This is a genomic window from Acidimicrobiia bacterium (assembly GCA_036271555.1).
In the GTDB taxonomy this organism is placed as follows: domain Bacteria; phylum Actinomycetota; class Acidimicrobiia; order IMCC26256; family PALSA-610; genus DATBAK01.
In genome coordinates, this window is record DATBAK010000019.1 from 181,223 (window position 1) to 193,245 (window position 12,023).

Below are 12,023 nucleotides of genomic sequence, written 5' to 3' on the forward strand. Positions count from 1 at the left end.
TCAGCGCGAGGGCGCGGTCTCGAGCCAGGCCGGGAAGTCGCGCAACGAGTCGAGCACGATGTCGGCACCCGCCGACTTGAGCTGCGCCTGCGAGTGCGGTCCCGACGCGACACCGACCGTCGTGCACCCCGCCGCGCGTCCGCTCTCGATGTCGGTCGTCGTGTCGCCCACGTAGATCGTCGCCGCGTACTCACGCAACGCGTCCACCTTGCCGTCGCCGTAGCGCAGGCCGAGCACGACGTCGACGTCGATCCCGACGTGCTCGATGCACGCGCGCGCGTTGCGGTCCTCCTTCGCGGTGACAACGAGCGTGTGGCCACCGCGCGCGTGGACGGCGGCGATCGCATCGCGCGCGCCGGGGAGCAGCTCCGTACCGGGCACGCCGACCTCGCGATAGAACGCGCGGTACCGCGCCGCGAGATCGTCGACGCGATCGGCCGGAACCCACGACGCCAGCTCGATCTCGAGCAGCGGACCGAGCCGACCGAGCACCGTGTCGACGTCGATCGGCGCGCCCGTCTCCGCGATGAGCGCGTCGAACGCGGCCCGCACGCCGGGACGCGGGTCGACGAGCGTCAGGTCGAGATCGAACCCCACCACCAGCGGCGCCATGGCGGCCCATGCTCGTCGACGGCAGCGCGATCCGCGTTCACTGTCCGAGGGTCCGATTATGTTGGCCGCATGACCCGAACACGCGTTCGCCACCGTTGTGAAGCCTGCGGCGCGGAGCAGCCGAAGTGGATGGGCCGCTGCCCCGACTGTGGCGAGTGGGGATCGGTGATCGAGCAGCTGCCGCCGGTCGGCGAGGGCCGCCCGGCTTCGCTGCCCAGGATCCCGAAGCCGCTCGCCGACGTCGATCCGGCGGGCGCGCCGGTGCGGGCGACGGCTGTCGGTGAGCTCGACCGGGTGCTCGGCGGCGGGCTGGTCGCGGGCTCGGTCACGCTGCTCGCGGGCGAGCCCGGCATCGGCAAGTCGACGTTGTTGCTGCAGGCGCTCGCAGAGCTCGCGCGCGGCGGCGCGCGTACGTTGCTCGTCAGCGCGGAGGAGTCGGTCGAGCAGGTGCGCCGGCGCGCCGACCGCCTCGGCGTGCCGCCGCCGGGACTACTCATCGTCGCGGAGACGTCGCTGCCGATCGTCCTGGCGATGGCGGAGACGCTCGCGCCCGACGTCGTCGCGATCGACTCCATCCAGACCGTGCACGACCCCGACGGGCCCGGCGCGCCGGGATCGGTCACGCAGGTGCGCGACGGCGCGCAACGGCTCGTGCGATACGCAAAGGAGAGCGGCGTCGCGACGGTGCTCGTCGGGCACGTCACGAAAGACGGCGCGATCGCCGGACCGCGCGTCCTCGAGCACATCGTCGACACGGTGCTCTCGTTCGAGGGTGATCGCGACCACGGGGTGCGGACGCTGCGCGCGTTGAAGCACCGCTTCGGCCCGACCGACGAGCTCGGCGTGTTCGAGATGTCGAACGACGGGTTGCACGGCGTGCCCGACGCGAGCTCGTTGCTGCTCACCGAGCGGCGCGGCGACGCGTCCGGCTCGATCGTCGCGGCCGCGATCGACGGCGCCCGCCCGCTGCTCGTGGAGGTGCAGGCGCTGGTGACGCGCACGAACGCGCCGCTGCCGCGCCGCGCCGCGCAGGCGCTCGACGGTGGCCGGCTGTCGCTGCTCATCGCGGTGCTGCAGGAGCGCGCGGGCGTCGGGCTGGGTGGGTTCGACGTCTATGCGAACGTCGCGGGCGGGGTGCGGGTCGCCGAGCCCGGCCTCGACCTCGCGATCGCGATGGCGGTCGCCGGCGCCCACTCCGACCGGCGCCTACCCGCCGACACGGTGGTCGTCGGCGAGGTCGGTCTCGGTGGTGAGCTGCGTCAGGTACCGCAGATCGCGCGCCGCCTCGCCGAGGCCGCCCGGCTCGGGTTTCGGCGTGCGGTCGTGCCCCCGTCGACCCCCGAAGTGCCCGGCATCCGGCTCCATCGGGTCGCCGACGTGGGCCGGGCGTTGCTGCTCCTCGAGGTCCCCGACGACGGCCTCGGGGCGCGGTCCGGGCAGGAGTGAACGATGCCGATCCTTGGTACCGTACGGCCGCCCGTCCCGGCGCGCTCCACGAGGGGCGAGCGCGCGCCCCCCACGGAGGTGACGTTGGCTCAGTTCCGATCGGACGCCTTGCACGTCGCCCTGCGCTTGGTCGCGCCGGGAACGCCGCTGCGGGAGGGGATCGACCGGATCCTGCAGGCCAACATGGGCGCGCTCGTCATCATCGGCGACGGTCCCGAGGTGCTCGCCATCTGCTCGGGCGGCTTCCTCCTGGACGCCGAGTTCACACCCCAGCGGCTCTCGGAGCTGGCGAAGATGGACGGCGCGGTGATCCTCGCGGCCGACGGGTCGCGGGTGGCGCGGGCCAACGTCCATCTCGTCCCTGACCCCGACATCCCGACGTCGGAGACGGGCACGCGGCACCGTACGGCCGAGCGGGTCGCGCGCCAGATCGACGTGCCCGTGATCGCGATCAGCGAGGAGATGTCGGTCGTCACGATCCGGCAGCGGAACGCGAAGAAGACGCTCGAGCCGATCCCGCGGGTGCTGGCGCGCGCCGACCAGGCACTGCAGATCCTCGGTCGCTACAAGGCGCGGCTCGACGGGCTCACGGCCGCGCTCTCGGCGCTCGAGGTCGAGGACCTCGTGACCGTGCGCGACGTCACCGAGACCGTGCAGCGCGCCGAGATGGTGCGCCGCATCGCCGACGAGATCGAGGGCTACGTCATCGAGCTCGGTGCGGACGGCCGGCTCGTGCAGCTGCAGCTCGAGGAGCTCGTCGTCGGCGTACAGAGCGACCTGCGGCTGGTGTGTCGCGACTACGTCGTGCCCCGCGACAGCGAGGACCTCGACGCCGTGCTCGCGCGGCTCGCCGAGGTCGACGACGACGACCTCATCGACGGGCGCGCGGTCACCGGTGTCTTCAACCTGCCGCGCGAGATCGACCTCGACGCGTCGATCCAGCCCCGCGGCTATCGCCTCCTGGCCAAGATCCCGCGGCTGCCCGATGCGATCGTCGATCACATCATCGAGCGCTTCTCGAACCTCTCGAAGATGATGCGGGCGAGCATCGCCGACCTGGTCGAGGTCGAAGGCGTCGGCGAGGCGCGGGCCCGCGCCATCAAGGACGGCCTGTCGCGCATCGCCGAGAGCTCCATCCTGGAGCGCTACGCCTGACGGTCGCGCTCGCTGCGCTCGCCGCTCCTGACGGGTCAGGTTTCGAGTCGGGCGGCCCAGCGACCCGCGCGTTCCTCACGGGCTCCTAAGATCCGCGGCCGTGGCGGAGCTGCGGAACGGCCGGGAAGAGACCTCGCTCGAGCGGCGCACGCTCGCGCGCGGTGACGCAACCGTGCCCGTCGTGCACGCGCGACCCGACGGCATGCCGCGCGCGGGCATCGTGCTGCACCCCGACATCATGGGTATCCGGCCGCTGTTCGACGACATGGCGTCGCGAATCGCGTCACACGGCTTCGCCGTCGCGATGATCGAGCCCTTCGCGCGCAAGACCGAAGCCGAGCGCGCCGCGAGCGACGTGCCGACGCGCATGGGATGGGCGTCCGGGCTCGAAGACGACGACGTGCTCGGCGACCTCTCGGCGGCCGCCGATCTGTTGGTGGTCGACGACGGTGTCACGAGTGTCGGCGTGCTCGGGTTCTGCATGGGTGGGATGTTCGCCCTCAAGGCTGCGGCGATGGATCGGTTCGATCGCGCGGTCGCGTTCTACGGGATGCCGCGCCTGCCGTCGGGATGGGAAGGACCCGGGATGCGCTCGGCGCTCGACACCGCCGCCGACGTCTGTCCGACGCTCGCGATCTTCGGCTCCGCCGACGCGATGATCCCGCCGGCCGACGTCGACGCGCTGCGCGCGGCGTGGGCCGGGCGCGCCGACTGCGAGATCGTCGTGATCGACGGCGCGGACCACGGGTTCGTGCACGACCCGGAACGTCCGGTGCACCGCCCCGACGACGCGGCCGTGCTCTGGGACCGCGCGCTCGCCTGGCTCGCCCCGCGCTGACGCCGCACACGCCGTTACGTCAGGCGTCGCATCAGACCGACGTGCGGGCCTCGAGCTCGGCGCGGTCGAGGATTCGATAGCGCGTCCGCGAGGAGACCTGCAGCCAGCCCAGGCGTACGAACGTCGCAATCGCCTTGTTCACGCGCTCGCGCGACGCGCCGACCATCGCCGCGAGCTCCTCCTGTGTGACCGGCAACGAGAACTCGTCGTCGGCACCCGCGATCTGGAGGATGCGCTTCGCGGTCCGGCCGGTGACGTCGAGGAACATCGCGTCGGCCAGCGCCTCGTCGGTGGCGCGCAGGCGGCGCGTGAGGATGAGCGTGACGTCCCACAGGAGGCTCGGCTGCTGGTCGACGACCGCGCGCACCGCCTCGTACTCGATCTCCGAGAGCACGACCGGAGTGAGCGCCCGCGCGTCGGAGGAGCGGGGCTCGCCGTCGAAGAACGGCAGCTCGCCGAAGAGCGATCGGGGACCGAGCACTGCGGCGACCGACTCCCTCCCGTCGCGCGAGCGCACGGCGATCGCGATCCGTCCCGACTGCACGATGAACAGGCGGGTCGCGGTCTCGCCCGCGTGGCAGATGTAGTCGCCGCGGCGGTAGCGGCGGGTCGTGGCCCGCGACGCGAGCTGCTCGGCGAGCGCGCGCGGCAGCGCGGCAAACGGCTCGGTGGGGTCCTCTGCGCGACGGACCTGCATACCCACCTCCTCGTGCGTGTCGGGGGCGACGCCCGGTCTGCAGTCTCGGCCGAGCCGCGCCCCGCCGTCGAGCCCGTCCGCGGACACGAGCGTTCCCGCAGGTCCGGGCGGGTCGCGTTGCGGCCTGCCCGAGTCGAAACCTGAGGCGTCCGGAGCGGCGAGCGCAGCGAGTGCGACCAAAAAAAAATAGGTAGCGACTACTCAATCGCGAACAAGGCGAATCGCCGATGCTGCGGTGCAGAGAGACCAGTTCACCCCCACCCGAGGAGCACACCATGGGTTTCCTGAAGCAGATGAAGGACCTGAAGAACACCGTCCACGAAGCGCCGGGCATGATCGCCCAGGCCCGCGAGCTCGGTGATCAGGCCCAGGCGTACGCGGCCGCGCAGCAGCAGATGGTCGGCGGCCTCGGCGCCGCGGGCGCGGCCGCCAGCGTCTCGGCCGCCGACCTCGAGGCGATCGACGGCATCTCGCTCGAGCGCTACGCGCAGCTCGCCAAGTCGGTCGGGACCCGCAAGCTCCAGGGCGCCGAGCTCGACGCCTTCCTCGCGAGCAACGGCCACACCACCGCGGCGTGGCAGGCGGCGTACGACGGCTGGAACGCACGCATGAAGAGCAACATGGGTCTGTCGACGCAGTACGGCTCGCTCTACCAGTCCTCGGTCGCGCTCTGATGGGCTTCCTCAAGGACATCCACGCGCTGAAGCAGCAGGCCAACGAGATCGACAAGACGTTCGATCCGGGTGCCCAGATGCGCGCCGGCAAGGAGCGCATGGCGGCGGCCACGCAGTTCATGGCCCAGCAGACCGCGGCGACGCATCTGGGCACGAGCGGCGAGCGCGCCGACGCCCAGGTCGTGGCGTCGCGTGACACCGGCACGCAGATGAACTTCCAGCCGATGATCGAGGTCGACCTGCTCGTGACCCGCGCCGGTCAGCCCCCCTACCCGGCCAAGGTCACCCAGATCGTGCCCCAGGCCCAACTGGGCCTGGTTGCGCCGGGCACGACGATCCCGGTGTGGGTCGATCCCGCGGACCCGTCCACGGTGCTCCTGGGCTTCTAGGGGCCGCCGGGCCACCCATGCCGAGAACGGGGGATCCCTCAGGGGTCCCCCGTTTTTTCGGGCTCGGAAGCGTCGCCCTTCCCGACGCCTCGGTTGCCGGTTCGGGTGGGCCGCCGGCGCGGGCGGGAACGGCCTGAACCCGTCCTGACCCGGCATTCAGTTCCCGCCCCGAGCGGCCGACAGGAGGGTGACGAGCCCGACGGGCGGGCCGTGACGGCCGTCCGTGAGACGACCGACTCAAGGGCAGGCAGGCAAATGTTCGTCGAAGGCGTGCGGCTCTTCATGGTCGTCCTCGGGACGGCCGCGGGGTTCTGGGTCGCCCGCAGCTTCGGCGCGACCGGCTCGGGTCTCGAGGGTCTCGGCGGGATGCTCGGCTGTCTCGCGGGCTACGTCGGCGGTGGTGTCGTCGGCCGCCTGCTCGACCGCGCGCTCGGCGCCGCGGAGCGCCGCGCCGCGCGGCTCCCGGCCGCCCAGGTCGTCGCCGGCGCGCTCGGCGCCTTCGGTGGCGGCATGGTCTCGCTGCTCATCGGTATCCCGATCGTGGTGCTCGTGCCCGACGGGCTCGGCATCGCGCTCGCGGGACTGCTCGTGTGGATCTCGCTGTGGCTCGGCTTCCGCGTCGTCGGTGCGCGCAGCGCCGCGATGTTCGAGATGCTCGGCCTGTCGAGCCGGCCGCTGGTGCGCGCCCAGGCATACGACGCGCACGACGGACTGCTACTCGACTCCTCGGTGATCATGGACGGTCAGCTGCTCGGCCTCGCGCGCGCGGGTCTGCTCGGCGGAGACCTCATGGTCCCGCACTTCGTCCTCTCGGAGGTGCAGGGCTTCGCCGACGGATCCGACGACACCAAGGCGCGCCGTGCGCACCGCGGCCTCGAGACGCTCGAGGTCATCAAGCGCGACGGACCCGTCCGCGTCTACGTCGTCGACGACGAGGTGCCCGAGATGGCCGACGTCGACGCCAAGCTCGCCGCGCTCGCCCGCCGCCTCGAGTTGCGGCTGCTCACGAACGACGCCGCGCTCGCGCGCATCGCGGAGCTCCAGGGCGTCGTCACCGTGAACCTGCGCCGGCTCGCGGTCGAGCTCGCGCCCACGATCATGCCCGGCGACTTCGTGCGCGTCTTCGTCAACAAGCGGGGCCGCGAGCGCGACCAGGGTGTCGGTCAGCTCGAGGACGGCTCGATGGTCGTCGTGAATGGCGGCGTCTCGCTCGTCGGCGGTCCCGAGGTCTCGCTCCAGGTGACCTCGGTCGTGCCCACCGCGATGGGCCGTATCGTCTTCACGAGCGTCGACGAGCACATCGACCGCGTCGCGGCGCACAAACCCTGAGCGACCAGCCCCTGCGAGGGCGATGACCCGCGGCAGACTGACCGGGTGAGCGTCTGGGGGATCGTCGTCGCGGGCGGGAGCGGCACTCGCTTCGGCGCCGCGAAGCAGTTCGCGCGGCTCGGCGGCGTGACCGTGCTGGAGCGTTCGATCGCGACGACCGCCCGCGCGTGCGACCACGTCGTCGTCGCGCTGCCCGCCGAGTCGGGCTGGCAGCCCGCGTCGCCGGTACGCGCGGTCGCGGGCGGCGAGACGCGCGCGGCATCGGTACGCGCCGGGCTCGCGGCGGTTGCCGACGACGCCGAGATCGTCGTCGTGCACGACGCGGCGCGCCCGCTTGCGTCGCGTGTGCTGTTCGCGTCGGTGATCGCCGCGGTGCGCGCCGGCGCCGACGCCGCGATTCCCGCGCTCGAAATTACCGACACCGTGAAGCGCGTCGCCGGCGAACGCGTGCTCGAGACCGTGTCGCGCGAAGGACTCGTCGTCGTGCAGACGCCGCAGGCGTTCCGCGCCGACGCGCTCCGCCGCGCGCACGCGTCGGGAGCCGATGGCAGCGACGATGCGGTGCTGGTCGAGCAAGGGGGCGGCGACGTGCGCGTCGTCGCGGGGGAGCCGCGCAACCTGAAGATCACCGTGCCCGACGACCTCGAGATCGCCGCCGGACTGATCGAGGTCGCATGAGAACACGCGTCGGCAACGGGTACGACATCCATCCTTTCGGCGGCAACGGTCCGCTGGTGCTCGGCGGGGTGACGCTCGACGGTCCGGGCCTCGCCGGCCACTCGGATGCCGACGCGGTCGCGCACGCGGTCGCCGACGCAGTGCTCGGCGCGTCCGGGCTGCCCGATCTCGGCACGCTCTTCCCGGCGAGCGACGACCGCTGGCAGGGCGCGTCGTCGATCGAGCTGCTGCGCGACGTCGCGCAGCGGGTGCGCGCCGCGGGTTGGTGGATCGGAAACGTCGACGTCGTGATCGCGGCGGAGATCCCGAGGCTCGCGCCACATCTCGATGCGATCGTCGCCAATCTCCGCGACGCGCTCACGCCCGCGGCCGAGCCCCTCGGCGACGGCATCCACGTGAGCGTGAAGCCCAAGCGGGGCGAAGGCATCGGCGCGATCGGCCGTTCCGAGGGCATCGCGGTGTGGGCCGTCGCGCTGTTGGATCGCGGCTGAACCGACGTCGCTCCCACCTCGTGCGCGCGAGAGCGGCGAGCGAAGCGAGCGAGCGACCTCACCCGCTCCGATCCCGCGTCACGGAGCGGTGAGCGCCCCCGCAGGGTCGCCGACGGGTATCCCCGTCGGCGAGCGAGCGCGACCAGACGGCGTAGCCTCGCTCGTCATGCTGCGGATCTTCGACACGGCCGCGCGCGCCAAGGTCGACTTCGTTCCGCGCCAGACCGGCCAGGTCTCGATGTACGTCTGCGGCCCGACCGTCTACGACGTGCCCCACGTCGGTCACGGTCGTACGGCCGTCGTCTTCGACGTGATCCGCCGCTATCTGCGCTGGCGCGGCGAGCAGGTCACGTACGTCAGCAACATCACCGACATCGAGGACAAGATCATCCGCCGAGCGCACGAGCGGAACACGACGGAGTCCGAGCTCGCGCACACGTACGAGTCCGCGTACTGGGAGCAGCTCGACCGGCTCGACGTCATCCGGCCCGACGACATGCCGCACGCGACCGAGTTCGTCGCCCAGATGCAGCGGCTCATCGGCGAGCTCGTCGACGCCGGGCGCGCGTACGTGATCGAGGGTCAGGGCGTGTACTTCGAAGTCTCGACGCTGCCCGACTACGGCGCGCTGTCGCACCGGCGCACGGAGGACCTGCTCGAGGGCGCCGGCGCGCGCGTCGACATCGACGAGGAGAAGCGCAGCCCGCTCGACTTCGCGCTCTGGAAAGCCGCGAAGCCTGGGGAGCCGGAATGGCAGTCGCCGTGGGGCGCGGGTCGGCCGGGCTGGCACATCGAGTGCTCGGCGATGTCGCTCGAGATCCTCGGCGAGGCGTTCGACATCCACGGCGGCGGCGACGACCTCGTGTTCCCGCATCACGAGAACGAGCGCGCGCAGGCCGAGGGCGCGGGCCACGCCTTCGCGCGGCACTGGATTCACTCGGGCATGGTGATGGTGGGTCGCGAGAAGATGTCGAAGTCGCTCGGCAACTTCCTGGACCTCTCCGACGCGCTCGATCGGCACGGGCCGCGCGCGTTCCGTCTGCTCGTGCTGCAGACCCACTACCGCAAGCAGCTCGAGATCGCCGACAAGGAGCTGTCGGACGCCGGCAAGGCCGTCGACCGGCTCGACGCGCTCTTCCGGCGCGCGCGCGTCGCCGGTATCGAGCCCGGCGCGGTCGATGACATCGAACCCTTCTGCGCGGCGATGGACGACGACTTCGACGCGCCCGCCGCGCTCGCGTACGTGTTCGATCTGGTGCGGCGCGCAAACACCGCGCTCGACGGGGGCGACGCTGCGGAGACCGCGAGCCTGCTCGCGACCGTGCGCGAGCTGTGCGGCGCGTTCGGTCTGACGATCGACGACGGTGGCGAATCGGGCGGGGCCGACACCGCGATCGACGCGCTCGTCGCGGCCCGCAACGCAGCTCGGGCGGGGCGCGATTTCGCCGAGGCCGACCGCATCCGCGCCGAGCTGCAGGCGCAGGGCGTCACGCTCGAGGACGGTCCGTCGGGCACGACCTGGCACCGGTGAGCGCCGCCAACACAGCCGAGATCGGCGGCGCGGAGGTCGAGGGCCGCCGCGCGGTGCTCGAGCTGTTGCGCGCGCGGACGCGCAACGTCCGGAGCGTCCTGCTCGCCGCGGGTCTCGACCGCGACGACACGATCGACGCGATCGTCGCTGCCGCGGGATCGCGGCTCCAGACCGTGCCGCCCGATCGGTTGCGCGCGGCCGCGCACACGGACGCGCCGCAAGGCGTCGTCGCAACTGCCGATCCGCTGCGCGCGCACGACTTCGACGACCTGCTCGCGAATCCCGCGGCGTTCCTCGTCGTGCTCGACGGTGTCACCGACCCGCGCAATCTCGGCGCGATCGTGCGCGCCGCCGAAACCGCGGGCGCGACCGGGATCGTGCTCGGGAAACACCGGCGCGCGCCGGTGAACGCCGCCGCCGCGAAGACCGCGGCCGGCGCGATCGAGCACGTGCCGTTCGCGCTCGTCGGCGGCATCCCCGCCGCGCTGGAGCGCGCCAAGCGCGCGGGCGTGTGGTGCGCGGGGCTCGACGGCGACGCGCCGGCGACGGTCACCGACCTGCCGTTCGCGACCGATCCGCTCGCGCTCGTGCTCGGCGCCGAGGGGAGCGGGCTCGCGTCGCTTACGCGCCGGCGCTGTGACGTGCTCGTCTCGATCCCGATGCGCGGCGCGATCGAGTCGCTCAACGTCGCCGCCGCAACCGCGGTTGCGTGCCACGAGATCGCACGGCTGAGAGCGATCGCGGGCGCGTCCTAGGCTCGAGCGTCCGCCGGGTTAGCTCAGCTGGTAGAGCAGCTGTCTTGTAAACAGCAGGTCGTCGGTTCGAGTCCGACACCCGGCTCCGTCCGACCGACCGAGACGCAGGCTCGACCGACGGTCGAGAGTTCACAGAGCGTGGCGAGCTGCGCACCCTCCGAAATGCTTGTAATTCGCGCCCGCCGCGGCCAGCATCTTCCTCCGATGGACACCCTCGCGGATCGGGAGATCGACATCCTCGACTTCGAGCGGGAGTGCGCCGTGGTGCCCGGCCCCAAGGAGCCCGCGATCCGCGAGCGCTTCGGCGTCTCGCCCACGACCTACTACCGCGCCCTCAGCGCGCTCATCGCGCGCCGGGATGCGTACGACCACGACCCGCTCACCGTGCTCCGCCTCCGGCGACTGCGCGAGGAGCGCCGTCGGAGTCGCATCGAAGGTCGCCGCGCGCCGGCGGGTCCGCGCGCACCGGCCGGCCCGCGCTGATCGCGCTGCACACGCGCGCGCACGGAACGAAGAACCCCGGCTCCGCCGTGGGTTGCGCGTAAGAATGGGGTCCATGGCGGATCGCGGCGCTCGGCCGGGAGGCTTCTCGGGGGGTCCGAGCCTGCCCGACGGCCTCAAGAGTCAGACGGCGAAGGGCGCGATGTTGATCGCCCTCGCGGTGATCGTCGGCATCGTGCTGCTCCAGATCGTCGACCCCGGCAAGACCGGTCCCGTCGGCGCGCGCACGACGATCTCGAGCACGTCGACCACGACGTCGACCACGACACCGAAGCGCTCGACGACGTCGACCACGAAGGCGTCGACACCGCAGAAGACGGCCGCGCAGGTGCGCCTGCTGGTGCTGAACGCAGGCGCGCCCACCGGGTCGGCAGGCAACGTGTCGACGAACCTGAAGAACTCGGGCTACACGAACCAGGGCACGCCCACCGACAACGCGTCGAAGATCACCGGCGAGAAGGTGCTCTGCCTACCGAACCTCACGCGCGAGCAGGCCAAGATCGTCCAGCTGCTCGGTCCGAGCACCTTGTCGGGTCCGCTCACCGCGGACGCGGCCACGGGCGCAGCCGGTTACGACTGCGTCGTGCTCGTCGGCAGCGGCTGACGGTCTGCTCCGGTCGGGCTCGCACGCTTCGCCCTCCCCGACGCGTCCGGCCGCAGAGTGACCCGGCCGATCAGGCGGTCAGCAGCCGGTCGCGCAACGCACCCGGCGCGGCGGCGCGGATCGCGGTCAACGCGAGCGCGAGCGCACCTTCGACGACGGCGCGGTCGGCCGACGCGTTGATGCACGCGGCGGCGAACTCGGGCTGGTGGTTCACCGCGCCCGCCGTCTCGATGCCGATGCACGGATGGATCGACGGCATCGCGAGCGAGACGTTCCCCATGTCGGTCGAGAACGTGATGTCGCCGTCGCCGTAGCGCCGTCCG

At 72.1% G+C, this 12,023-nt stretch carries 15 protein-coding genes and 1 tRNA gene; 13 read left to right on the plus strand and 3 right to left on the minus strand.

Annotated features, from left to right (window positions below; all coding sequences use genetic code 11):
* On the minus strand, positions 1–612 hold the full coding sequence (locus VH914_06610; protein HEX4490861.1) for an HAD family hydrolase: 612 nt from the start codon (positions 610–612) through the stop codon (positions 1–3).
* 69 nt (positions 613–681) lie between these two features.
* Between VH914_06610 and radA the strand changes: the two genes are divergently transcribed.
* From radA to VH914_06625, 3 genes are all read left to right on the plus strand, one after another.
* A complete protein-coding gene (gene radA / locus VH914_06615) occupies positions 682–2,058 on the plus strand; it encodes a DNA repair protein RadA (protein HEX4490862.1) in 1,377 nt (458 codons plus the stop codon).
* An 84-nt stretch (positions 2,059–2,142) separates the two neighbouring features.
* Positions 2,143–3,213 (plus strand): DNA integrity scanning diadenylate cyclase DisA, encoded by a 1,071-nt coding sequence (gene disA / locus VH914_06620; GenBank protein ID HEX4490863.1) that lies wholly within the window; start codon positions 2,143–2,145, stop codon positions 3,211–3,213.
* Between the two features lie 100 nt (positions 3,214–3,313).
* A complete protein-coding gene (locus VH914_06625) occupies positions 3,314–4,051 on the plus strand; it encodes a dienelactone hydrolase family protein (GenBank protein HEX4490864.1) in 738 nt (245 codons plus the stop codon).
* A 31-nt stretch (positions 4,052–4,082) separates the two neighbouring features.
* Here the strand turns inward: VH914_06625 and VH914_06630 are convergent, their stop codons facing one another.
* Complete coding sequence (locus VH914_06630) at positions 4,083–4,748, minus strand: Crp/Fnr family transcriptional regulator (protein HEX4490865.1); 666 nt, start codon at positions 4,746–4,748, stop codon at positions 4,083–4,085.
* 275 nt (positions 4,749–5,023) lie between these two features.
* On the opposite strand from VH914_06630, the gene VH914_06635 reads away from it, so the two are divergent.
* The 10 genes from VH914_06635 (at position 5,024) to VH914_06680 (ending at position 11,700) form a co-directional block, all read left to right on the plus strand.
* Positions 5,024–5,422, plus strand: coding sequence for a hypothetical protein (locus tag VH914_06635; protein HEX4490866.1), 399 nt, complete (start codon positions 5,024–5,026; stop codon positions 5,420–5,422).
* The gene (locus VH914_06640; protein ID HEX4490867.1) at positions 5,422–5,811 is read left to right on the plus strand and encodes a hypothetical protein; all 390 of its coding nucleotides are present in this window, start codon (positions 5,422–5,424) and stop codon (positions 5,809–5,811) included. Before VH914_06635 ends, VH914_06640 begins: the two co-directional genes overlap by 1 nt.
* A gap of 255 nt (positions 5,812–6,066) precedes the next feature.
* Positions 6,067–7,140, plus strand: coding sequence for a PIN domain-containing protein (locus VH914_06645; GenBank protein HEX4490868.1), 1,074 nt, complete (start codon positions 6,067–6,069; stop codon positions 7,138–7,140).
* A gap of 45 nt (positions 7,141–7,185) precedes the next feature.
* Positions 7,186–7,818 carry a 2-C-methyl-D-erythritol 4-phosphate cytidylyltransferase gene (gene ispD / locus VH914_06650; protein ID HEX4490869.1) on the plus strand — a complete coding sequence of 211 codons (633 nt, stop codon included), beginning with the start codon at positions 7,186–7,188 and terminating at the stop codon, positions 7,816–7,818.
* Positions 7,815–8,309, plus strand: a complete 495-nt coding sequence (gene ispF / locus VH914_06655) for a 2-C-methyl-D-erythritol 2,4-cyclodiphosphate synthase (GenBank protein HEX4490870.1) — start codon at positions 7,815–7,817, stop codon at positions 8,307–8,309. Before ispD ends, ispF begins: the two co-directional genes overlap by 4 nt.
* 166 nt (positions 8,310–8,475) lie before the next feature.
* Positions 8,476–9,840, plus strand: coding sequence for a cysteine--tRNA ligase (gene cysS / locus VH914_06660; protein ID HEX4490871.1), 1,365 nt, complete (start codon positions 8,476–8,478; stop codon positions 9,838–9,840).
* Complete coding sequence (rlmB, locus tag VH914_06665) at positions 9,837–10,595, plus strand: 23S rRNA (guanosine(2251)-2'-O)-methyltransferase RlmB (GenBank protein ID HEX4490872.1); 759 nt, start codon at positions 9,837–9,839, stop codon at positions 10,593–10,595. The genes cysS and rlmB overlap by 4 nt, the downstream gene beginning before the upstream one ends.
* A gap of 12 nt (positions 10,596–10,607) precedes the next feature.
* Positions 10,608–10,680 (plus strand) — tRNA-Thr (locus tag VH914_06670).
* Between the two features lie 119 nt (positions 10,681–10,799).
* Entirely contained in the window at positions 10,800–11,078 is a 279-nt protein-coding gene (locus VH914_06675) for a DUF3263 domain-containing protein (GenBank protein HEX4490873.1), read from the plus strand.
* Positions 11,079–11,151: 73 nt separating this feature from the next.
* A complete protein-coding gene (locus VH914_06680; GenBank protein ID HEX4490874.1) occupies positions 11,152–11,700 on the plus strand; it encodes a LytR C-terminal domain-containing protein in 549 nt (182 codons plus the stop codon).
* Between the two features lie 70 nt (positions 11,701–11,770).
* Here VH914_06680 and VH914_06685 read toward each other — a convergent pair.
* Positions 11,771–12,023: amidohydrolase (locus tag VH914_06685; protein ID HEX4490875.1), on the minus strand; the 253-nt coding region annotated here is incomplete at its 5' end.

Bases quoted from the DNA above. Each gene is read 5' to 3' on its own strand.
- VH914_06610 (HEX4490861.1), bottom strand. From the start codon at position 612: ATGGCGCCGCTGGTGGTGGGGTTCGATCTCGACCTGACGCTCGTCGAC.
- radA (HEX4490862.1), top strand. From the start codon at position 682: ATGACCCGAACACGCGTTCGCCACCGTTGTGAAGCCTGCGGCGCGGAG.
- VH914_06630 (HEX4490865.1), bottom strand. From the start codon at position 4,748: ATGCAGGTCCGTCGCGCAGAGGACCCCACCGAGCCGTTTGCCGCGCTG.
- VH914_06635 (HEX4490866.1), top strand. From the start codon at position 5,024: ATGGGTTTCCTGAAGCAGATGAAGGACCTGAAGAACACCGTCCACGAA.
- VH914_06640 (HEX4490867.1), top strand. From the start codon at position 5,422: ATGGGCTTCCTCAAGGACATCCACGCGCTGAAGCAGCAGGCCAACGAG.
- VH914_06645 (HEX4490868.1), top strand. From the start codon at position 6,067: ATGTTCGTCGAAGGCGTGCGGCTCTTCATGGTCGTCCTCGGGACGGCC.
- ispF (HEX4490870.1), top strand. From the start codon at position 7,815: ATGAGAACACGCGTCGGCAACGGGTACGACATCCATCCTTTCGGCGGC.
- cysS (HEX4490871.1), top strand. From the start codon at position 8,476: ATGCTGCGGATCTTCGACACGGCCGCGCGCGCCAAGGTCGACTTCGTT.
- VH914_06675 (HEX4490873.1), top strand. From the start codon at position 10,800: ATGGACACCCTCGCGGATCGGGAGATCGACATCCTCGACTTCGAGCGG.
- VH914_06680 (HEX4490874.1), top strand. From the start codon at position 11,152: ATGGCGGATCGCGGCGCTCGGCCGGGAGGCTTCTCGGGGGGTCCGAGC.